At 62.6% G+C, this 21574-nt stretch carries 17 protein-coding genes; 8 read left to right on the top strand and 9 right to left on the bottom strand.

The genetic code is table 11. The features are described from left to right. Nucleotides 1–84: 84 nt before the first annotated feature. Complete coding sequence (locus tag RT21_RS13630) at nt 85–1443, top strand: tryptophan--tRNA ligase (protein ID WP_046163153.1); 1359 nt, start codon at nt 85–87, stop codon at nt 1441–1443. A gap of 144 nt (nt 1444–1587) precedes the next feature. Continuing rightward, nucleotides 1588–2682 carry a cell division protein ZapE gene (gene zapE / locus RT21_RS13625; RefSeq protein WP_045424478.1) on the top strand — a complete coding sequence of 365 codons (1095 nt, stop codon included), beginning with the start codon at nt 1588–1590 and terminating at the stop codon, nt 2680–2682. 65 nt (nt 2683–2747) lie between these two features. Here zapE and RT21_RS13620 read toward each other — a convergent pair whose 3' ends face one another. Next, nucleotides 2748–3740, bottom strand: coding sequence for a GlxA family transcriptional regulator (locus RT21_RS13620; RefSeq protein ID WP_046163152.1), 993 nt, complete (start codon nt 3738–3740; stop codon nt 2748–2750). A gap of 166 nt (nt 3741–3906) precedes the next feature. Here RT21_RS13620 and nfi point away from each other — a divergent pair, with 166 nt between their 5' ends. The 4 genes from nfi (at nt 3907) to RT21_RS13600 (ending at nt 8387) form a co-directional block, all read left to right on the top strand. Continuing rightward, nucleotides 3907–4632 carry a deoxyribonuclease V gene (gene nfi, locus RT21_RS13615; RefSeq protein WP_046163151.1) on the top strand — a complete coding sequence of 242 codons (726 nt, stop codon included), beginning with the start codon at nt 3907–3909 and terminating at the stop codon, nt 4630–4632. A 71-nt stretch (nt 4633–4703) separates the two neighbouring features. Beyond that, nucleotides 4704–5255, top strand: coding sequence for a 1,6-anhydro-N-acetylmuramyl-L-alanine amidase AmpD (gene ampD / locus RT21_RS13610; protein ID WP_046163150.1), 552 nt, complete (start codon nt 4704–4706; stop codon nt 5253–5255). A 23-nt stretch (nt 5256–5278) separates the two neighbouring features. Then, on the top strand, nt 5279–6115 hold the full coding sequence (gene ampE, locus RT21_RS13605) for a regulatory signaling modulator protein AmpE (protein WP_046163149.1): 837 nt from the start codon (nt 5279–5281) through the stop codon (nt 6113–6115). 241 nt (nt 6116–6356) lie between these two features. Then, nucleotides 6357–8387, top strand: a complete 2031-nt coding sequence (locus RT21_RS13600) for a methyl-accepting chemotaxis protein (RefSeq protein ID WP_046163148.1) — start codon at nt 6357–6359, stop codon at nt 8385–8387. Nucleotides 8388–8476: 89 nt separating this feature from the next. Here the strand turns inward: RT21_RS13600 and RT21_RS13595 are convergent, their stop codons facing one another. The 3 genes from RT21_RS13595 to ada are packed head-to-tail and all read right to left on the bottom strand — an operon-like array spanning nt 8477 to nt 10625. Then, nucleotides 8477–9256 (bottom strand): TatD family hydrolase, encoded by a 780-nt coding sequence (locus RT21_RS13595; protein WP_046163147.1) that lies wholly within the window; start codon nt 9254–9256, stop codon nt 8477–8479. 35 nt (nt 9257–9291) lie between these two features. After that, complete coding sequence (locus tag RT21_RS13590; protein WP_045424495.1) at nt 9292–9537, bottom strand: hypothetical protein; 246 nt, start codon at nt 9535–9537, stop codon at nt 9292–9294. Between the two features lie 50 nt (nt 9538–9587). Further along, nucleotides 9588–10625, bottom strand: coding sequence for a bifunctional DNA-binding transcriptional regulator/O6-methylguanine-DNA methyltransferase Ada (gene ada / locus RT21_RS13585; RefSeq protein WP_046163146.1), 1038 nt, complete (start codon nt 10623–10625; stop codon nt 9588–9590). A 158-nt stretch (nt 10626–10783) separates the two neighbouring features. On the opposite strand from ada, the gene RT21_RS13580 reads away from it, so the two are divergent. Next, the gene (locus RT21_RS13580) at nt 10784–11674 is read left to right on the top strand and encodes a PA4780 family RIO1-like protein kinase (protein WP_045424500.1); all 891 of its coding nucleotides are present in this window, start codon (nt 10784–10786) and stop codon (nt 11672–11674) included. A gap of 554 nt (nt 11675–12228) precedes the next feature. Here RT21_RS13580 and RT21_RS13570 read toward each other — a convergent pair. From RT21_RS13570 to RT21_RS13560, 3 genes are read right to left on the bottom strand one after another with little or no spacing between them, the layout of a single operon-like run. After that, nucleotides 12229–13731 (bottom strand): efflux transporter outer membrane subunit, encoded by a 1503-nt coding sequence (locus RT21_RS13570; protein ID WP_046163144.1) that lies wholly within the window; start codon nt 13729–13731, stop codon nt 12229–12231. After that, nucleotides 13731–16784 carry an efflux RND transporter permease subunit gene (locus tag RT21_RS13565; protein WP_046163143.1) on the bottom strand — a complete coding sequence of 1018 codons (3054 nt, stop codon included), beginning with the start codon at nt 16782–16784 and terminating at the stop codon, nt 13731–13733. Before RT21_RS13565 ends, RT21_RS13570 begins: the two co-directional genes overlap by 1 nt. A 4-nt stretch (nt 16785–16788) precedes the next feature. Then, on the bottom strand, nt 16789–17871 hold the full coding sequence (locus RT21_RS13560) for an efflux RND transporter periplasmic adaptor subunit (RefSeq protein ID WP_046163142.1): 1083 nt from the start codon (nt 17869–17871) through the stop codon (nt 16789–16791). 220 nt (nt 17872–18091) lie between these two features. Here RT21_RS13560 and bfr point away from each other — a divergent pair, with 220 nt between their 5' ends. Then, nucleotides 18092–18559: a bacterioferritin gene (bfr, locus tag RT21_RS13555; RefSeq protein WP_045424510.1), complete on the top strand. Its 468-nt coding sequence runs from the start codon at nt 18092–18094 to the stop codon at nt 18557–18559. A 102-nt stretch (nt 18560–18661) separates the two neighbouring features. On the opposite strand, the gene cueR is transcribed toward bfr, so the two are convergent. Together cueR and RT21_RS13545 are read right to left on the bottom strand one after the other, a co-directional pair. Beyond that, complete coding sequence (cueR, locus tag RT21_RS13550; protein ID WP_045424512.1) at nt 18662–19063, bottom strand: Cu(I)-responsive transcriptional regulator; 402 nt, start codon at nt 19061–19063, stop codon at nt 18662–18664. Nucleotides 19064–19158: 95 nt separating this feature from the next. Then, on the bottom strand, nt 19159–21540 hold the full coding sequence (locus RT21_RS13545) for a heavy metal translocating P-type ATPase (RefSeq protein ID WP_046163141.1): 2382 nt from the start codon (nt 21538–21540) through the stop codon (nt 19159–19161). Nucleotides 21541–21574 lie beyond the last annotated feature (34 nt).

The following is a 21574-nucleotide window of genomic DNA, read 5'->3' as shown; positions in this document are numbered from 1 at the left end:
CACTCAAACTGGCCGTGGCTCGCTCCATTTTCAACGGAACGCCAGCAGGTTTGCCGCTGGCGTCGACCGAATCGAGATCAACGTATGAAAACCCGAATTCTCACCGGTATCACCACCACCGGCACGCCTCATCTGGGCAATTACGCCGGCGCCATCCGCCCGGCCATCTTGGCCAGCCGGGAGGCCGATGCCGACTCTTTCTACTTTCTCGCCGATTACCACGCGCTAATCAAATGCGACGACCCGCTGCGCATCCAGCAGTCGCGTCTGGAAATTGCTGCAACCTGGCTGGCCTGTGGCCTGGATGCGGATCGGGTGACCTTCTACCGCCAGTCCGATATTCCCGAGATACCCGAACTGACCTGGCTGTTGACCTGCGTCGCGGGCAAGGGCCTGCTGAACCGTGCTCACGCTTACAAGGCGTCAGTAGACAAGAACGTCGAACTCGGTGAAGACCCTGACGCGGGCATTACGATGGGCTTGTTCAGCTATCCGGTGCTGATGGCGGCCGACATCCTCATGTTCAATGCACACAAGGTGCCGGTCGGGCGCGATCAGATTCAGCATGTGGAAATGGCGCGCGACATTGCCCAGCGCTTCAATCACCTGTTTGGCAACGGCAAAGAGCTGTTCACCCTTCCCGCTGCGGTGATCGAGGAAAGCGTGGCGACGTTGCCTGGCCTCGATGGGCGCAAGATGTCCAAGAGCTACGACAACACCATCCCGCTGTTCGCCAGCGCTAAGCAGCTGAAAAGCACGATCGCGCGCATTGTCACCGACTCCCGGCTGCCCGGTGAGCCTAAGAATCCAGACGACTCCCACCTGTTCACCATCTACCAGGCATTTGCCACCCCGGCGCAATTGGCCGAGTTCCGCGCCGAGCTGGTCAGCGGTCTGGCCTGGGGCGAGGCCAAGCAGCGCTTGTTCGACCTGCTCGATCGCGAGCTGGGCGAGGCGCGAGAGCGCTACCACACCCTGATGCAGCGCCCGGGAGATCTGGAGGATATCCTGCAGGCAGGTGCCGCCAAGGCGCGCAAGGTCGCAACGCCGTTCCTCGGCGAATTGCGGGAATCGGTGGGGCTGCGGAATTTCCGCAGCGAAGTGGCCAGTGCCGCGCCGGTGAAGAAAAAAGGTGGCAAGGCCGCTCGCTTCGCCAGTTTCCGCGAAACTGACGGCAGCTTCCGTTTCCGTTTTTTTGCCGCCGATGGAGAAGAGTTGCTGTTGTCACGGCCGTTCAGCGATCCCAAGGCGATTGGTGCGCTGAGTCAGCGCCTGATCGCGCAGGGCGTGGATTCCCTGGAACTCCGAGCCGATGAAGACAATCAATTTACCCTGTGGCTAGACGGCGATTGCATCGCTGACAGCCCCAGCTACGCCGATGAGCAGGCTTTGGAAGCAGCCATGCTGCGTCTGCGCCAGGCATTGGCGACGCTTGCTGCGTAACTCCCGCACCGGATGCGCCGATCGTGGTCGGCGCTTCCCTGCTGATCTCATACGAGGCTCCAGCAATTGAACGACCTGAGTAAATTGCCAACCACCCAGGGCGCGGCTAAAGTGTCGGCCCCGTTTCACTACCCAGAACCCGCCATGACCCCTCTTGAGCGCTATCAGGAAGACCTGAAACGTCCTGACTTTTTCCACGATGCCGCCCAGGAAACCGCGGTGCGACATCTGCAGCGTCTGTATGACGATCTGGTCGCTGACGACCGCAACAAGTCCGGGCTGCTTGGCAAGCTGTTCGGCAAGAAGCACCAGGAGCCGGTGAAAGGCCTGTATTTCTGGGGCGGAGTTGGCCGCGGCAAGACCTATCTGGTTGATACCTTCTTCGACGCGCTGCCCATTGAGCGAAAGACCCGTACGCACTTTCACCGTTTCATGAAGCGCGTGCACGAAGAGATGCGCACGCTCAAGGGTGAGAAGAACCCGCTGACCATCATCGGCAAACGCTTTGCGGATGAGTCGCGGGTGATCTGTTTCGACGAATTCTTCGTGTCGGATATCACTGACGCGATGATCCTTGCGACCTTGCTGGAAGAGCTTTTCAAGAATGGCGTCAGCCTGGTCGCAACGTCCAACATCGTGCCGGACGGGCTCTACAAGGATGGCCTGCAACGTGCGCGCTTCCTGCCAGCGATCGAGCTGTTGAAGAAGCACACCGAGATCGTCAACGTCGACAGCGGTATCGATTACCGTCTACGTGCGCTCGAACAGGCCGAGCTCTACCACTTCCCGCTGGATGCCGAGGCGGAGCAGAGTCTGGAAAAGAGCTTCCGCAGCTTGCTGCCGGAGAAGTGCCGGGTTCAGGAAAACGAACCCCTGATGATCGAGAACCGCGAGATCGTTGCGCGCAAGGTTGCCAGTGGCGTGGCCTGGTTCGAGTTCCGTGAACTCTGCGACGGTCCGCGCAGCCAGAACGACTACATCGAGCTGGGCAAGATCTTCGATGCAGTGCTGGTTTCCAACATCGAGCGGATGGACGTTTCCAAGGACGACATGGCACGTCGGTTCATCAACATGGTTGACGAGTTCTACGACCGCAACGTCAAGCTGATCCTGTCGGCCGAGGTTGAGTTGAAAGACCTGTATGCAGGCGGCCGGCTTGAGTTCGAATTCCAGCGGACCCTGAGTCGTCTGCTGGAGATGCAATCCCACGAATATCTGTCGCGCCCGCACAAGCCCTGATAACGCTCATGCGTCACCCGCGGCAAGTCTGCTTCTCGCATGACTTGCCGTTTGTGTTTTATGACTCAGGCGCTTTTATGGCGATACTGCTGCCGATACTGATTCGGCGACAGCTCGGTGTGCTGGCGGAACAGGCGGGCGAAGAAGCTCGCGTCGTCGTAACCCACTTCGTAGCTGATGGTCTTGATGCTTTTTCGGGTCGTGGAAAGCAGAGTCTTTGCCGTTTCGATGCGCAATCGCTGGAGATAGTGCAGCGGCTTGTCGCCAGTGGCCGTCTGGAACCGGCGCATGAAATTGCGAATGCTCATGCCGTGATCGCGCGCGACATCTTCGAACCGAAATTTCTCCGCGAAATGCTCCTCAAGCCATTCCTGGATCTGCAAAACCCGGGTGTCCAGGTGAAGCTTCTGTCCGCCGAAGCCTATTCGCCCCGGATTGTAGTTGCGCCGGACCTCGAACAGGATGTCCCGCGCCATGCCTTGAGCGATATGGGCGCCGCAGTAGCGCTCGACCAGATGGATATAAAGGTCGCAGGCTGACGTGGTGCCGCCCGCACAGTAAAGATTGTCGCTGTCGGTCAGGTGCTTTTCCTGAGTGAATAGAACGCGCGGAAACCGTTCGACGAATTCATGGGCGAAACGCCAGTGAGTGGTGCCCTCACGGCCGTCAAGCAACCCCGCAGCAGCCATCCAGAAGGCCCCGCTGGCCTCGCCGCAGATCGCGCTGCCGGCCGCATGCCGCTCCTGTAACCAGGGCGAAACCTGCGGGTAGCGCTGGCAGATAGCGTCAAAGTCGCCCCAGAACGCCGGTAGGATCACGGCGTCTGCCTCATCCAGGGCTCCATCCACTTCAATGCGCGGGCCGCTGAATGTACTGACCGACAGCCCGTCCGGGCTGACCAATGACGTCTCGAACGCGGGGTTGAGATCGAGTCCCAGCTGCTTGCCGTAGCGCAGGCTGGCCATGTGGAAGAAGTCCTTGGCATGGAGCAGGGTGGAGGCGAACACACCGTCTGTTGCCAGAATACTGATACGTTTCAAGGGAGGGACGGTGAGCATGCGAGATCAGGCTGTTCCGATTGTTATTGTTTGGGGCAAAGCAGGGTAAAACTGCCGCAGTCCGGCGGGAGCGTCTTATTTTTTCGCCTGACTGTCCAGTCCCAATGAGGTGCGGCTGTGGAACCGTATTTGCGGGCGACCGTCAGATCAGGCTGAGAGGACCACCATGACAGAACCTAGATCGCAACCTCGCGCTGACCTTCAGCGTTGGAGCGGAAGCACTGCTGATGCCCGCGCAATCCAGACCCAGCTAGCCGACAAGGTCGTCCTGGCCGATGAGTTCGGTCCGTTAAAAGTGATCGCCGGCGTCGATGTGGGCTTCGAGGACGGCGGCAAGATCACCCGTGCCGCGGTCGTGCTTCTCGATGCCGAAACCCTCGAACCGCTGGCGCAAGCGCTGGCGCGGATACCGACTTGTATGCCTTACATTCCGGGGCTACTGTCGTTTCGCGAACTGCCTGCCGTGCTGCAGGCGCTCGACTCCCTCGATCAGACGCCCGATCTGATTTTTTCCGATGGGCATGGCATCGCTCATCCGCGTGGTCTTGGTATTGCGGCTCATCTGGGTGTCGTTACCGGACTGCCGACCATCGGCGTCGCGAAGAAGATCCTGATCGGGACGCATACGGCGCTCGGCGAGCAGCGGGGCGAGCAGGTCGATCTGTTGGACAAGGGCGGAAAGGTGATCGGCACGGTTCTACGCAGCAAGGACAAGGTGCGTCCGCTGATCATTTCACCGGGCAACCGGGTCAGCCTGGAAACCGCACCGCAATTAGTCATGCGTTACGTCACCCGCTATCGGTTGCCCGAACCAACCCGGCTTGCCGATCGCCTGGCCTCGCGCCGTGATGAGAAGCGCGCCGGTCCTCAGCAGCCGATGGAGTTGCAATAGCCTGACTGCTTGCAGCGGGGTGGTTGCAGGCGCTAGCCTTCAGACCCGCAGTTCAACCAGGTTTCGCCGTGATGCAGCTGGATCATGCGACAGGATGGTGCCGAGGTGTACGCCATTGCCCCTCGCCCAACTTCAACCAGCGTCCGGATGGCGAGATTTCGCTGCTGGTCATCCACAACATCAGCCTGCCGCCTGGCCAGTTCGGGACCGGGAAAGTCCAACAGTTTTTTCAGAACTGTCTGCCGTGCGACGAGCATCCCTTCTTCGAAGAAATAGCGAACCTGCAGGTGTCAGCGCACTTTCTGATCGAACGTGATGGCGCGATCACTCAGTTCGTCTCTTGTCTGGAGCGCGCCTGGCACGCCGGTGTTTCCTGTTTCGGTGACCGGCAAAGTTGCAACGATTTCTCCATTGGGATCGAGCTGGAGGGCACTGATGAAAAGCCGTTCAGCGAAGCCCAGTACGACAGCCTGATCTCACTGTGTCGCCTGCTTCAGCAGGCCTATCCGGCGATCACGCCGGAGCGCGTCTGTGGCCATAGCGATATCGCGCCGGGACGCAAGACCGATCCCGGTCCCGCATTTGATTGGCAACGTTTGCGCACGGCCTCGATCGTTGCCTGAACTGCCCTGACAGGATTCGATAGATGATTTTTCTCGTGGTGTTCTTGGCCCTGGTCATCGATAAGCTCACCGATTGGCGGCGTGCGGTGCAGGATGACGGACCCTGGCTGCGCCTGCTGGAGCGCGTCGAGGGCGGCACGGAGTCGAGGCGCGGTCCATGGCTAAGTCTGGCCATTCTGGTGCTGCTGCCGGTGCTGGTGCTCGGCTTGCTGTTGATGGCGCTCGAGCCACTGGCCTATGGCTGGCTAAGCCTTCCCCTGCACCTGCTGGTACTGCTTTACAGTCTGGGTCGAGGCCAGGGCAAGCGTGAGCTCGGGCCGTTCCGCGATGCCTGGCGTCGTGGCGATGACGAAGCTGCAGCACTGGTCGCCGAGCGTGACCTGGGACTCAGCGCGACGGATGCGCCGGGCCTATTACGTGCCGTGGAAGCACAGCTGCTCTGGCGCAGCCATCAAGGCTTCTTTGCCGTGATCTTCTGGTACGTACTGCTTGGTCCCGTGGCGGCGCTCGCCTATCGGCTGCTTGCGTTGACCATCGAGCACGCCAAGGCCGAGGCCATACGCGAGCGGGCGGGCCAGTTCAGGCATGCCTTCGACTGGCTACCGGTGCGGGTGCTGCTGGCAAGCTTCGGCTTGGTCGGCAATTTCGTTGCGGCTAATCGCGCCATGCTGGCTGATTTGTTGCACTGGGGTGTTCCTGCTCGGCAGCTCTTGGCCGAGGTCGGCCCAGTGGCGGCTGACCTGGGCGAACCCTACGCCGGGCAGGCGGGCATCGGGCGCCTCGACAGTCTCGCCGCCTTGCTCGTGCGTGCTCGCATCCTCTGGTACGCGGCAATCGCACTCTGGATTCTGCTCCTCTAGCGAATCGATGCCGCTCAGCGCTCGGTAGAGACACTCCGCACAATAGGCGCTCCGCATAAGTGCGGTGGATATGCCGGAATCGGCGTGTCTTCTGCCAGTTGTCGGGGTGTCACTCTGCCATTACCTTAAGTTACATGAGCACCGTCCGATATCCCGTATAAGTTTTCTCGCACCCTTCTCTGACGAGCCCTGCCGCAGTCTCGACGCTGATGGCAATACAACAATAATTGGGAGACGTCTTTTGAAAAGTCTGTTGTATCCGGCCATCGCCCTGATGAACCGTCTGAGCTTCGGCATGAAGTTCAGCCTGATCAGCGTTCTGTTTTTCGTCCCAATGCTGCTGACCAATTTCTATCTGGTGCGCGACTCCTACGAGGAGTTCGTCGGCACCCGCACTGAGTTGCGCAGCCTGGAACTGCTGGGCACGGCCTTGCAGCTACGCCGGGAAATGGAAGACTGGAAAGATCTGGTCGAGATCGAAGGCATTATCGGGCAGACCGGTGAAGTGCAGGCGCTGATCACCCGACTGGCCAATGCCGAAAGAGAACTTGCCGCGCGAATGCAGAACCTGACGCCGGTCAGCGATAACCCTGAGCAGGTCGCCGAATTCGAAGCGCGCCGGGATGAGCTCGGTGCTGCACTGCGTGAGGCTCAGTCGCAGCAGTCCTTGCAAGCAAAAGCCGCTATGGCGCGGGCGGTGTTGGCCAAGGCGCAGGTAATGATCAAGCTGATCGCCAGCCAGTCGGGCTTGAGTCAGGACAGTCAGCGTGATGTCCGCTTACTCTCTGAGCTTCTGACCTCGGCGACGCCAACCATCACCGCTGCGCTCGGTGAAGGTCGGGCGGTGGGCTCTTACACCTTTGGTCAGGGCTATTTGAACTCCGATGCCAGCAACAAACTGGACGACCTGCTGCTCGAGCTGGAGAAGCAGCAAGCGCAATACGGTGCCCAACTGCATGACGTGCTGGGCAGCAGCCCCGCCGCCCAGAGCCAACTTGATACACAGGCAAAGGCGAGCCGCGACTCTCTGCAGTCCAGCAGCGATATCTTCCAGGATCAGGTGATCATGGCCGAGGCGCTGGATCAGCCCTGGGAAAATTTCTACGACCTGATCAGCGCCGAGATGGCGAAAACCTATGCGCTCAACGACGCCATCCTCGCCTTCCTGGATGACCAGCTCGAGCAGCGCCTGGAGCAGAAGCAATTACTCATGGTCCTGCTGCTGGCCGCACTGGCAGTGGTGTTTGTACTGATCGTCTACCTCTACAGCGCGTTCTACATGTCTACCCGCGCATCGCTGCGCAGCCTCGGTGCCACCATGGACCGAGTGGCGGCAGGGGATATGACAGCGCGTTTCAAGGTACAAAGCCGCGACGAGCTGGGTGAGCTGGGTCAGGTGTTCAACGAGACGGTGTCGAAAATCCGCGAACTTATCGAGCGCGTCGGACATACAGTCGGCGAAGTGGAGCGTCAGGCTTCGCGCGTGGAAACCGTCTCTGGCGAGAGCAACCAGACGGTGTCCGAGCAGCGCGGACAGATCGAACAGGTCGCTACGGCTATGAACGAGATGTCGGCGACCGCGCAGGAAGTGGCCACCAGCGCTGAAGCCGCAGTGGGCAGCGCTCAGAGTGTCAATGAGGAAACCGTCAGCGGTCGCACCCTGGTCGAGGCGCAGGTGAGCGGCATCGGCCTGCTGGCCGCCGAGATCGAACAATCGGTCAGTGTGATCAATCAGCTGGCAAGCGACAGCAAAGCCATCAGCCAGGTATTGGATGTCATCAAGGGCGTGGCCGAGCAGACCAACCTGCTGGCGCTCAACGCGGCAATCGAGGCGGCACGCGCAGGCGAGCAGGGCCGCGGCTTCGCTGTTGTGGCTGATGAAGTGCGCAGCCTGGCCAAGCGCACCCAACAGTCCACCGAAGAAATCGAGCAGATGATTGGTCGCCTGCAGGGCGGCGTCGGTGCGGCGGTCAAGACCATGCACTCCAGCCACTCAATGGCTGAACAAACGGTCAGCCAGTCGGCCCAGGTTCAGCAGGCACTTGAGAACATCCTTGGTGCGGTCGGTGTCATCGTTGACCAGAATCACCAGATCGCCGCGGCCGCCGAGCAACAGACCGCCGTTGCTCATGACATTGATCGCAACATTGTCGCGATCAACGAGGCTGGGCAGCGCACCGCCGAGGGCGCAGGCCATACCGAGCAAGCGAGTCGCGAGCTCACCGAGCTGGTGGGGCGCTTGCAGCAATTGATCGGTGCATTCCGCGTCTGATCCTGCCGCTCGTTAAGCGGCGCCCAGTCGCTTGTCGGCGTTGTGTCTAGGAAGTGATGTTGGGCAGAGCGGGCCTGGGCTGAGCGCGCTCACTTCCAGCCAAACAACTCGCGGCTGTTGCGATAGCTGGCGTCTGCCAGCTCGTCTGGGCTGATGCCGCGCAGTTCGGCCAGCTCTCTGCAGATGTCCGGGAGGAATTCCGGGCTGTTGCGTTGGCCGGCGTGGCTGTGGGGTGTGATGTCCGGGGCGTCGGTTTCCAGGACGATGCTCTCGAGTGGCAGTTGCTGCAGCACACGGTGCATGCGGTGCGCCTGGGGCCAAGTACCGGCGCCGCCCAGGCCGAGCTTGTAGCCGAGCTTGATGTACTCCCGCGCTTCTTCCCAGCTGCCACTGAAGGCATGTGCGATGCCGGTGCGCTTGAGCTTGTAGCGCTTCAAGGCGGCGACCATCGGCGCGTGGGCGCGGCGAACGTGAAGCAGTACCGGCAGTTCGAATTCGTTGGCCAAGTCGAACTGTGCTTCGAGCAGCTCTTGCTGGCGATCCTTGTTCGGGTTCTCGATGTAATAGTCGAGGCCGATCTCGCCGATGGCGCAGAGCTTGTCTTGGCCGCGCAAGCGCTGCAGCCAGTCGCGCAGCGCGTCGATATGCTCCGGTCGGTGATCCTGCAGGAACACTGGATGCAGGCCCAGCGCGGCATAGACGGCTGGCTCGTCCAATGCCATCTGCCAGACCCTGTCCCAGTTCGCCTGATGCACGCCAAGCACCAGAACGCGCTCGACTCCAGCCGTGGCGCAGCGGTCCAGCACCTCACCACGGTCCGCGTCGAAGGGATCGAAGTCGAGATGAGTGTGGGTGTCGATCAAGGGCAAGGCTGGCTCTCCTTCAGTGGGTGCGTGGCAGTGCGTCAGCGGTGAGATTCTTCTTCGATCTGGATATCGCTGACGCCCAGTTCGGCCATGCGGCTGTGCTCGCTGGCGCGTTCCGGAATTTCCCAGGGCGCGTCGACGCTGGCGCGGGGCTCTTTGACGTGGTGTAGCAGGATCTCCAGCTCGGCTTGCTCCATGGCAGGCGCTTCGAAGGCGCTCATTGTCAGCGAGGCGGGTTCGCCATTGATCAGGTAATGGATGCGGTAGCGTTTCAGTTCGGTCATGGCTGGGCTCTTTGCGGTGGCATGTGACGCATCCGACCGCTAAATCGCTCTCAGGCTCCCGATTCATCACGCTCCGAGTCGAGCAGGGCGGCTTTTCGCTCGACACCCCAGCGGTAACCGGTCAGTGCCTGGTTGGCGCCCACCACGCGATGACAAGGCACCAGCAAGCCCACCGGGTTGCTGGCGCAGGCACGGGCTACAGCGCGCGCATGACTGCCAAGGCTTGCTGCCAGCTCACCGTAACGTCGGGTCTCGCCCGGCGGAATGCTCCGCAACGCCTGCCAGACTTGTTGCTGGAATGCAGTACCACGCAGGTCCAGCGGCAGCTGCGCGGCGCGGGTGGGCTCTTCCAGCTGGGTGATAATTGAACGCAGCCATTCGCCGAGCCCAGCCTGATCGGGCAGCAGATTTGCTGCCGAGAAACGGGAGCGCAGTTCTTCGAGTAACGCCTGCCGTTCATCTCCGAACAACAGTGCGCATATCCCCTTTTCGCTGGCCGCCACCAGCAGCAGCCCCAAGGGGCACGGGCTGGTGGCATAGCGCAGGGTTTCGCCGGCACCTTTGCGTCGGCGCTGGGCCGGGCTGATCGCGGCGGTGTGCTGATAGGCGCCGCGCGTGCTGCCGTAGCCGGCGTCCAAGGCTGCGCCAAGCACTGACTCGGCATCCGGCAGCTGCATCTCCAGCCGCTCTCGTCGGCGCGCTGCGGCCCAGGCGCGAGGCGTCAGGCCGGTTCGCGCCTTGAATGCGCGTGCCAGATGCGACGATGACAGGCCGATACGGGCAGCCAGCTGCTCCAGGGTCATCGGTTCGACGCTCTCATCCAGCAGGCGGCAGGCGGCGATTACCAGCTCATCGAGCTGTTCGGCGAGGCTCTTGCCTTGAGGCAAACAGCGTCTGCACGCGCGGAAACCGGCGGCCTCGGCCTCGTGGATGTGGCTGAAAAAGCTGACACCCTCGCGTCGGGGACGACGTGCCGGGCAGCTCGGACGGCAAAAGATTCGGGTCGAATGCACGGCAAACACGAAGCGCCCATCGAAGCTCGGATCGCGATCGCAGAGCGCTTGCCAGCAGTGGTCGAAATCGAGCATTGCAGTGCTCCCTGGGTGAATGAGCGCGATTGTCCGCCCTGGCCGGCTCCGATGCCAATCCACAGTACGCTTTCAAACTTGCGGGCGAGCATGGAAGCCCGTTCGTGATTGCCGTAACCTGCAGATCTGCATAGTCAAATAGGGTCTGTAAGCCGCTGATGAAAACGCCAAAACGACTCGAGCCGTTGGTCGAGGATGGGCTGATCGACGAAGTGCTGCGCCCGCTGATGAGCGGCAAGGAAGCAGCGGTTTATGTAGTGCGCTGTGGTGATGAGCTACGTTGCGCCAAGGTCTACAAGGAAGCCAACAACCGCAGCTTCAGACAGGCCGTCAAATACCAGGAAGGCCGCAAGGTTCGTAGCAGCCGCGATGCTCGCGCCATGGCCAAGGGCTCCAAGCACGGGCGCAAAGAGAAGGAAGAAAACTGGCAGAACGCTGAAGTGGCCGCCTTGTTCAGGCTGGCGGATGCGGGCGTGCGTGTGCCCAAACCGTATGACTTTCTCGATGGCGTGCTGCTGATGGAGATGATCTCCGGCGAAGACGGCGATGCCGCTCCACGTCTCAACGACGTCGACCTGCACCCCGACGATGCGCGGGAATTTCATGCCTTCATGATCCATGAAGTGGTCAAGATGCTCTGCGCCGGGCTGGTGCATGGCGACCTCTCCGAGTTCAACGTGCTGCTTGATGAGCATGGGCCAGTGATCATCGACCTGCCTCAGGCAGTCGATGCGGCGGGTAACAACCACGCTTTCGAGATGCTCGAAAGGGACGTTGGCAATATGTCCGCCTACTTCGGGCAGTTCGCGCCCGAACTCAAGTTCACCCGCTACGCCAAGGAAATGTGGGCGCTGTACGAAGACGGCAAGCTCACGCCTGAGTCCGAGCTCACCGGGGAATTCGCCGAGCCGGAAGACGCGGCGGACTTGGATGCCGTGATGCGGGAAATCAAGGCGACCCTGGCCGATCAGGCGCGCAAGGAAGCCCTGCGCAACGCAACGGACGAGCCCAGCGACGAGCCGCCCACGCCGCCCTGGATGCGTAACTGACGGCGCCTGGCGGGGCTTGATCGCTTGATCTAAGACACGGAGGGACGCTATTCGGGCGTCCCACCTTGGAGCGATCACTGTTCAGTGTCCGCGTGATGCTAGCTGCCTATGAGCGTCGGGATCGCCAGCAAGCTGGCTCCTACAGAGCGAGGGCGTTCCGGGCGCAGAGGCTCGCAAGGTTGGTCGGCGGTCCGCTTTTCGTAGGAGCGAGCTTGCTCGCGATCATCGCCCGGCGTTCCCCCGGATGCTCGCTGCCTGTGCGAGTCCTGATCGCCAGCAAGCTGGCTCCTACAGAGCGAAGGCGTTCCGGGCGCTGAGGCTCGCAAGATTGGTCGACTTTCCGCTTTTCTTAGGAGCGAGCTTGCTCGCGCTCATAGCCGGCGTTCCCGGGGTGCTCGCTGCCTGTACTAGTCCTGATCGCCAGCAAGCTGGCTCCTACAGAGCGAGGGCGTTCCGAGCGCTGAGGATCGCAAGGCTGGTCGGCGGTCCGCTTGTCGTAGAAGCGAGCTTGCTCGCGATCATCGCCCGGCGTTCACTCTAGGGCAGTCGCAGAACTACTGCTCCGAATGCTCCGAATGCTCCGGCGCTTCGCTCGTGTTGTCTGCATCCGACACCGCGCTCGGCTTCATCTCCCAGCCGCCGCCCAATGCCACGAACAAAGCCACCTGCGCAGTTGCCAGGGCGGCTCGTCCCTGCAACGCCTGCTGGCGAGCCTGTAGCGAACCGCGCTGGGCATCGAGCACCTCGTTGAGGTTCGCCTCGCCCAGTCGATAGCTCTTCTGCGCCAGCTCATAGGCGTAGGCACGATGGCGGAGGGTGGTGCGCAGCGACTCAAGGCGGCGTTGTTGCCCGTCGATGCGCACCAGTGAGCGCTCCACGTCCTCCAGTGCCTGGGCCAGTGCCTGCTGGAAACCCAGGTAGGCGCTCTCGCCCTCTGCATCGGCCAGGTCGATCGCCGCACCGCGCCGGCGGTAGTCGAGAAAGGGCAGGCCGAAAGTCGCACCGAGGCGGGCGAAATTCGAGGCGGTGGAAAAGGCATCGCCCAAGGCCAGCCCGGAGCGGCCGACTGCCGCCTGCAAGGCAAGTGTCGGGAACAGGTCGCGGCGGGCGGCCAACGATTGCAGTTGAGCTGCCTGCAGTTGCGCCGCTTCGGCAATCAAGTCCGGGCGTCTTCGCAGCAGGTCCAGCGGCTGCCCGGGCGGGATGGGCTTGTCTGCCAGCGGAACCTTGGCGTCGGCTGTTAGCCGCCGGGCGATGCTTCCCGGTGGTTCGGCGAGCAGCGTATCCAGAGCCAGCCTCGCCTCGGCCAGGTTGATTCCCAGTTCGTCCAGATCCGCCTGCAGCGAGGCACGCTCAGCGGCGCTGGATTCGACATCCAGCCGGGTGACCTCGCCCGCCTCGAACAGTCGGCGGGCGATGTGTTCGAGGCCTTTCGCCAGCTCGATCCCTTCAACCAAAAGCGCGCGTTGCCCCTCAAGGGCGCGCAGTTGCATGTAGCCCTGCGCCATGCTCGAGGCGACCGCCAACCGGGCTGCAATGGCCTGGGCCTGGGCGGATCGGATCTGCTGGCGCGCACTGTCGGTTCGCGCGCGGGTGGCACCGAAGATATCCAGCTCCCAACTGGCCTGTAGCGCCAATTCCCAGTTATCGAAGGTGATCACGTCTTCATCTGGAATGAACTGGCCGATGGGGCTGTTGGGGTTCTGCTCGTTGTTGTTCTCGATCCACTGGCGGCTGGCCGAACCGGGCAGATCGAAGGTGGGGAAGAGACCGGCGCGGGCCTGCCGCAACTGCGCACGTGCGGCGTCGACGCGCAGCATGGCCAGGTGGATGTCGCGATTGTTCTCCAGCGCCTGGCGCACGAGCCTTGTCAGCACGGGATCGTCGAATCGCTGCCACCAGTCGGCAAGCGCCTCGGCATCGGCTGGCTGCTGGCGCACCGCATGGAACCAGCTATCCGGCACGTCGGGCGCCGGGCGCTCCGGCACGCTGGAGCACGCGCCAAGGGCCAACGCCAGTGCCCAGACCAGCGGCGTGCGGGGCAATCGGCTCGGCATCAGGTTTCCTCCGGTTTGACGCGCATGAACAGCAGGTACAGGCAGGGCACCGCCAGCAAGGTGAGCAGGGTAGCGAAGCCCAGCCCGCCCATGATGGTCACGGCCATGTTGGCGAAGAAGGGGTCGAACAGCAGCGGCACCATGCCCAGCACCGTGGTGCCGGCCGCCATCATCACTGGTCGCAGGCGCGAAGCGGAGGCCTCGATGATGGCGGTCAGACGCGGCACTTCATCCTCGATCTGCCGGTCGATCTCGTCCACCAGCACCACGGCATTCTTGATCAGCATGCCCGTCAGGCTAAGCAGGCCGAGCAGGGCCATGAAGCCGAACGGTTGGCCGGTCACCAGCAGCCCGAGCGTGACGCCGCACAGCGCCATCGGCACCACCAGCCAGATCATCAAGGGCTGGCGGACCTTGGCGAACAGCAGCACCGTGACCAACACCATCGCCAGATAGGGCACCGCGAGCGTGCTGGCCAGCGCCTGCTGGGCATCGGACGACTGTTCGTGGTCGCCGCCCCATTCCAGTGAATAGCCGATCGGCAGTTCGATGTCTTCGATCAACGGACGAACGCGCTCGAAAGCGACGTTGGTGTTCTCGCCGTCGCGCGGCTCAGCACGGACTGCAATGGTCCGTTCGCGGCCGTAACGGCGAATCATCGACTCCTCGGTCGTAGCCTCAACGCCGTCCGCAACCTGGGCCAGCGGCACATAGCTGCGGGTGGCAGGGCTCCAGATCAGCCGTTGCAGCAGATCGCCCGGTTCGACGCGATCCCCCGGCGTAGCGCGCAGGAGGATTGGGATCAGCTCATCCTGATCGCGGAACACGCTGACCTGCTGGCCCTCGCTGGCCACCGACAGCGCCTGCGCCACCTGTTGGCGGGTCAGCCCTGCATCGGCCAGGCGGTCCAGGGCCAGCCGCGGACGCAGCACCGGAACGGGGGAGCGCCAATCATCGCGGATATTGAACACCTGGCCCTGCTCCTGAAGGATTCGCTGACCTTCGGCCGACAGCCGGCGCAGCTCGTCAATGTCGGGGCCGCTGATCCGCGCTTCGAGCTTGGCTTCGGCGTTGGGGCCGAACATGAATTGCGCGGCGGCGGCGTCGGTAGAAGGATAGCGGCCCGGCAGTGTCTGGTTCACTTCGCGAACCAGATCGGCGATCACCTCGGCATTTTCGGTGCGTACCAGAAAGTGCATCAGCGCCGGGTTGGGCTGTTCTGGCGCGTAGGTGAGCATGAAGCGCGACGCACCCGCGCCAACGAAGGTCGACACATCGGTTACGCCATCCAGCTGCTTCAGGTAGGCCTCGACATCTTCGGCGGTGCGGCTGGTCTCGCGAATATGCGTGCCCTGCGGCAGGAACAGGTTCACGTAGAAGATCGGTGTGCTCGACGGCGGAAAGAAGCTCTGCGGCACGCGGCTGAAGCCCAGCACGCTTAGGACCGTGAGCACCACTAAGATGCCCAGTGTCAGCCAGGGGCGACCCAGCACTCCACCGGCGATACGGCGGTAGCGGTTGTAGATCGGCCCGCTGTAGGCATCGTCCGGGTCGGTGTCATCGTCCTCTTTATCGCCCTTGCGCTCGAGCAGGTAGTGCCCGAACAGCGGCACCACCAGCAGTGCCAGCAGCCAGCTGAGCAGCAGCGACGCGGCGATGACGAAGAACAGCGAGAAGAGGAACTCACCGGTGGTGTCCTGGGACAGGCCGATCCCGGCGAAGGCCAGGATGCCGATGATGGTTGCGCCCAGCAGCGACCACTGCGTCTGCTGCAGCGTCTTGCGAGAGGCTTCGAGAATGCTTTTGCCGCGCTGTTTCTCGATCAGCATGCCGTCGCAGACCACTACGGCATTGTCCACCAGCATGCCCATGGCGATGATCAGCGCGCCGAGGGAGATGCGTTCCAGCTCGATCCCACCGATCCACATGAGCAGCAGCGTGCCGAGCACGGTGAGAAACAGCACAGCGCCGATGATCGCGCCGGCGCGTACACCCATGGCCAGGCACAGCACGCCGACGACGATGGCCACGGAAAGGAAGACGTTGAGCGCGAAGCTGTTGACCGACTCGTTGACGATGCTGTGCTGCTGATACAACGGATGCAGTTCGGCGCCCAGCGGCATCAGGTACTGCATGGACTCCAGCTTCGCCTCGACGCTACGACCGACTTCGACGATGTTGCTGCCCGACACACCGCTGACGCCGAGGGTCAATGCCGGCTCACCGTTATGGCGGATGATCTGGCGCGGGCGTTCGGCGTATTCGCGTTTCAAGGTGGCGATGGAGCCCAAGTCGACGCTTTGCTGGCCTTGGCCCACTGGCAATGCACGTAGCGCATCCAGGGAGTCGAACGCGCCGGTCGGGCGGATGTGGACGAAGAATTCGCCGGCCCGCACGCCGCCGGCTTCCACCGCTGCGTCGGCATCGGTCAGCGCCGCAACCAGCTCTTGTGGAGACAGCTTTAGTGCGGCCAGGCGTGCCTGATCGACTTCCACCAGAATTCGCTCTTCACGCACGCCGGCCAGTTCGACCTGGCCAACGCCGTCCGCGGTGATCAGCCCGCGGCGCAGGTCCTTGGCGACTTCATGCAGCTCTTCCAGCGTCAGGCCTTCACCGGTCAGAGCAAAGAAGATGCCGTAGACATCGCCAAAGTCGTCGTTTACCAGCGGTGGGTCCAGGCCCGGAGGCAGCTGTTGTCGAGCATCCTCGACCTTGCTGCGCAGCTGATCCCAGATCTGATCGAGCTGCTCACCCGAGTAACGGTCCTGAATTTCGACGCGGATTTCCGCCAGGCCTATCATCGAGCGCGAGCGGATCTGCTTCACCTCGGAAAGCTCCTGGATGGCGCTTTCCAAGGGTTCGGTCACTTCCTGCTCGACTTCGAGTGCGGTCGCGCCGGGATACTGCACCGTGACGATGGCTTCCTTGATGGTGAATTCGGGATCTTCCAGCCGGCCCATTTCGAAGAACGCGACGACGCCCCCGACCAGGCAGATCAGGACCAGCACCCAAATGTTGACCGGTTTGCAGATGGCGTAACGTGCTAAATCCATCCGCTTACTTCCGCCGCTCGGCTTTGATCGGCTGGTCTTCCGACAGCTTGCTGCCGCCCGCCACCACCACCAGCATGTCGTTGTTCAGCTCGCCGCTGACCACCGCGTGATCGTTTTCGATGCGCTCGAGCTGCAAGTCCTGGCGCTGGGCATGGCCGTCCACCGCCAACCAGAGGTAATGGCTGCCGTTTGGCGCTGTTTGCACCGCGTTGAGCGGCAGGCGAAAACGCGGCGGCGTATCGCTTTGCGAGGCGGCAGGCCGCTGAAGGCGAACCCGCATGGCCATTCCCGGCAGCAGGTTGTAGTCCGCGGGCGGCTCGCCCTGCAGGGTCAGATTGTAGGTGCGTGAGCCCTCGCGAGGCTGGGTGCTGTGTTCCTTGTAGGCCAGTGGCAGGGTCAGGTCGGCGATGACCAGTTCGCCCACGGCCTCCAATGTGCTGTTCAGTGGAATGCTCAGCGCCGCGCTCTCTGGCAGGTCGACCGCGACCTCGATGTGCTGGTTGTTCTGCAGTTCCAGTACGGGCGAGCCTGTGGCAACCACCATGTCCGGTTCGACCAGGCGCCGCGCGACCACACCGTCGAACGGTGCCTCCAGCGTGCTGTGATTAACGTTACGAAGGGCGCTGTCACGGGCGACCCGCGCCGCCACCACATTGGCCTGCAGGGGTTCGACCGCGGCGGGAGCTATAATCCCCTCGGCCAAAAGGGCGCGTTTACGGGTCAGGTCTGCCTCCAGCTGGCGCAGCCGCGCCTCGGCTTCGCGCAGTTGCAGCTCGTAGTCGGTGTCATCGAGCTTGGCCACCGGCTGACCTTTTTCAACGCGTTCGCCCTCGTCGACGAGGATCCGCTCGACGCGGCCCGGCACCTGGAATGCCAGCTGCGTGCTGGTCACGCTATCGACCACCCCCGGAAAGCGCAGCGCCTCGGGGCCGTTATCAATGCGCTGCAGGGGCTCGACGAAAGCGACGCGTGGCGGGACTTGCGCAGGTTTCGTGTCCTCGGAGCAGCCAGACAGCGCCAGCAACATGCAGATCGAAGCGGTGATATTGAGATGCGGTGAGTGGCCTCTCGACGATAAAAGCGGCATCCGTTCTCCTGGACGATAGGGCGAGCAAGACATCGCGGTGCAGTGCGAAACGCCGCGACAGAACCAGTAGAACCCCGCTCTGGCTCGGGAGTTCGACCTATGCTGAAGTGACCCGCTGGTCAGCCGGTTTTGCCTGCGGCAATGGGGCTGCGGTCAATCTGCCGTCGATTGGGCGTATCATTGCCCGGCGTTCAAAATGTCAGTGCAGGAGAGAGTCGCAATGCAAGGTCAGCCACAGGTCATCGAATATCTGAAAGAACTGCTGCGTGGGGAGCTGGCGGCGCGCGATCAGTATTTCCTGCACTCGCGGATGTATGCCGATTGGGGCTTCACCAAGCTCTACGAGCGAATCAATCACGAGATGGAAGAGGAAACCCAGCACGCCGACGCGCTGCTCAAACGCATCCTGTTCCTTGAAGGCACTCCGGACATGACGCCTGAGGCGATGCACCCAGGCCAAACGGTCCCCGAGATGTTGCGAGCCGATCTGGCACTCGAATACAAGGTGCGCGAAGCCTTGGCCAAAGGCATCACGCTGGCCGAGCAGCATGGCGATTACCAGACGCGTGAAATCCTAGAATTGCAGCTGATGGACACCGAAGAGGATCACGCCTACTGGCTGGAGCAGCAGCTCGGCATGATCGATCGTATCGGCTTGCAGAATTATCTGCAGACGCAGGCAAGCTGATCGCGCAAACGATTCACCACGAGGCCAGGCGCAATGCCTGGCCTCGTTGCATCTGGGCGGCGTTGAGAGTTCGTCGCCGGGGCAGGCTTGCCATATGTGCCGCTAAGCGCAACATCCGCCGGACTCAAGGTCCTTGAGGATCGGGCAATCCGGCCGGTCATCGCCCTGACAGGTGTCGACCAGCTCTTGCAGGGTGTCGCGTAACCCCACCAATTCAGCGATCTTCTGATTGAGCGCCTCGATATGCGCGCCGGCCAGGGACTTCACGTCAGCGCTGGCGCGATGGCGGTCCTGCCAGAGCGTGAGCAGCCTGCTCACTTCCTCCAATGAAAAGCCCATATCGCGCGAGCGCTTGATGAAGGCAAGGCGGTGCAGGTCTTCCTCGCCGTAGTGACGGTAGCCGTTGGCGCTGCGCCCGGCGGGGGAGATCAGGTCGATGGACTCGTAGTAGCGAATCATCTTCGCCGATAACCCGCTTTTCTTTGCTGCTTGGCCAATGTTCATGTGCGCATCCAGACGAATCGGTGTGAGGCTGTTGTGTGCTGTGTCAGCGCGGTGTCCATGCGTGCCGCCGACCACAGCCCGCGCGCGGCGGCACGCTAGTCCTTCGGCTCCCAACGCTTGAGCAGCAATGCGTTGCTGACCACGCTGACACTCGACAGCGCCATCGCCGCGCCTGCTACCACCGGGCTGAGAAAGCCGAACGCGGCCAACGGAATACCCACCAGGTTGTAGATGAACGCCCAGAACAGGTTCTGCTGGATCTTGCGGTAGGTGCGGCGGCTAATCTCCAGTGCAGCGGGCACCAGGCGAGGATCGCCGCGCATCAGGGTGATACCGGCGGCATGCATGGCCACATCGGTCCCGCCGCCCATGGCAATACCGACGTCGGCTGCGGCCAGCGCTGGCGCATCGTTGATGCCGTCGCCGACCATCGCCACCACCGCGCCGCCTTTTTTCAACTCGGCGACCGTGGCCGCCTTGTCTGCCGGCAGCACTTCGGCATGCACGCTGTCGATCTGCAACGCCTCAGCCACAACACGCGCACTGCCGCGGTTGTCACCGGTGATCAAATGGCTGCGAATATGCCGGGCATTGAGAGCTGCGATCGCTTCAGCGGCGCCTTCTTTGAGGCTGTCGCCAAAGGCGAACAGGCCGAGCACGCGAGGTTGCGGCGCAGTCTCGATCAGCCAGGACAGTGTGCGGCCTTCGCTTTCCCAAGCTTCGGCTTTGCCCGCCAGCTCGCCCGGTTGCAGGCCGCTGTCGTCCATCAGCCTGCGATTACCCAGCGCCAGCGAGCGGCCATCAAGGTCGCCCGAGATGCCGCGACCGGTTAGCGACTGGCTGCGCTCAACGTCGGCGACCGTAATGCCTTGTTCTGCGCAACGGTCGAGCACTGCCTGAGCAAGTGGATGTTCACTGCCGCGTTGCAGTGCCCCAGCTTGTTGCAACAGAGTGGCTTCGTCGCCGTCCACGGCATGCAGATGCACGACGCGTGGCTTGCCGGAGGTGAGTGTGCCGGTCTTGTCGAAGGCGACGGCTGTCACGGCATGGGCGACTTCCAGCGCCTCGGCGTCCTTGATCAGAATGCCGTGGCGGGCGGCGACGCCGGTGCCCGCCATGATCGCCGCAGGTGTCGCAAGGCCCAAGGCGCAGGGGCAGGCGATCACCAGCACCGCAACCGCGTTGATCAACGCAACTTCAGCCGGAGCGCCGACAAACAGCCAGCCGGCGACCGTCATAAGGGCGATGACCAATACGGCCGGGACGAAGACCTGGCTGACCTTGTCCACCAGCTTCTGAATGGGTGCTTTGGCGGCCTGAGCGTCCTCCACCAACCGAATGATGCGCGCCAGCACCGTTTCGCCGCCGAGGGCCGTGGTGCGCACCAGCAAGCGGCCTTCGCCGTTGATCGCTCCACCGGTGATGCGGTCGCCCGGCTCTTTGTTCACCGGCAGGCTTTCACCGCTGATCAAGGCTTCATCGGCCTGGCTCTCACCTTCGACCACCTCGCCGTCCACCGGGAAGCGCTCGCCAGGCTTGACCAGTACCAGGTCGTCCAGGCGCAGGGCGGCGATGGCAACGTCCTCTTCACGACCGTCGACCACCCGTAAGGCGCGATCCGGCCTGAGCGCCTCCAGCGCACGGATAGCCGCGCTGGTCTGACGTTTGGCGCGGCTTTCCAGATACTTGCCCAGCAGGACGAGGGCGATCACCACAGCCGACGCTTCGAAATACAGATGTGGCATCTGCCCGGCCTCAACGGCCCACCACTGGTAGAGGCTCAAGCCGTAACCGGCGCTGGTGCCGATCGCAACCAGCAAATCCATGTTGCCGGCGCCAGCGCGCACGGCTTTCCAGCCGGCCACATAAAAACGCGCCCCGAGGATGAATTGCACAGGTGTGGCGAGCAGGAATTGAATCCAGGGTGGCAGCATCCAATGCAGCCCCAGCAGATCGCCGAACATCGGGATCACCAGGGGCGCGGCCAGCAGCAACGCGGCGATCACTGCCCAGCGTTCGCGGCGCAGACGGCTGTCGCTCGTGTCCGCGGCGGGCTCGTTATCGCTGCTGGCCTGTGCCTTGTAGCCGGCTGCTTCGACGGCCTGGATCAGTACCGTTGCGTCTACCGCGCCGAGCACCTCGATGCGTGCGCGTTCGCTGGCCAGGTTCACAGACGCGCTGCGTACGCCTGGCACTTTGAGCAGGGCGCGCTCGATGCGGCCGGCGCAGCTGGCGCAGGTCATGCCTTCGATAGCCAGTTCCAGCGTCTGCACCGGGACGCCATAACCCGCCTTTTCCACGGCTTGTATCAGCGCGGCGATATCGCCTTCATGGGTTTGCACGCGGACCCGCTCGGCGGCGAGGTTCACCGCCGCATTGTCGACGCCGGGCACCTTCAGCAGGGCGCGTTCGACCCGCCCGGCGCAGCTGGCGCAGGTCATGCCGGTAATAGGCAAAGTGTAGGTTGCGCTGGTCATGGTTCGCTCCGAATGGACCTGATGCCGATGATGA

Origin of the sequence: Pseudomonas sp. 10B238, from assembly GCF_000970615.1 — a bacterium.
Classification (GTDB): Bacteria; Pseudomonadota; Gammaproteobacteria; order Pseudomonadales; family Pseudomonadaceae; genus Stutzerimonas.
This window is presented reverse-complemented; position numbering and strand designations above follow the sequence as displayed.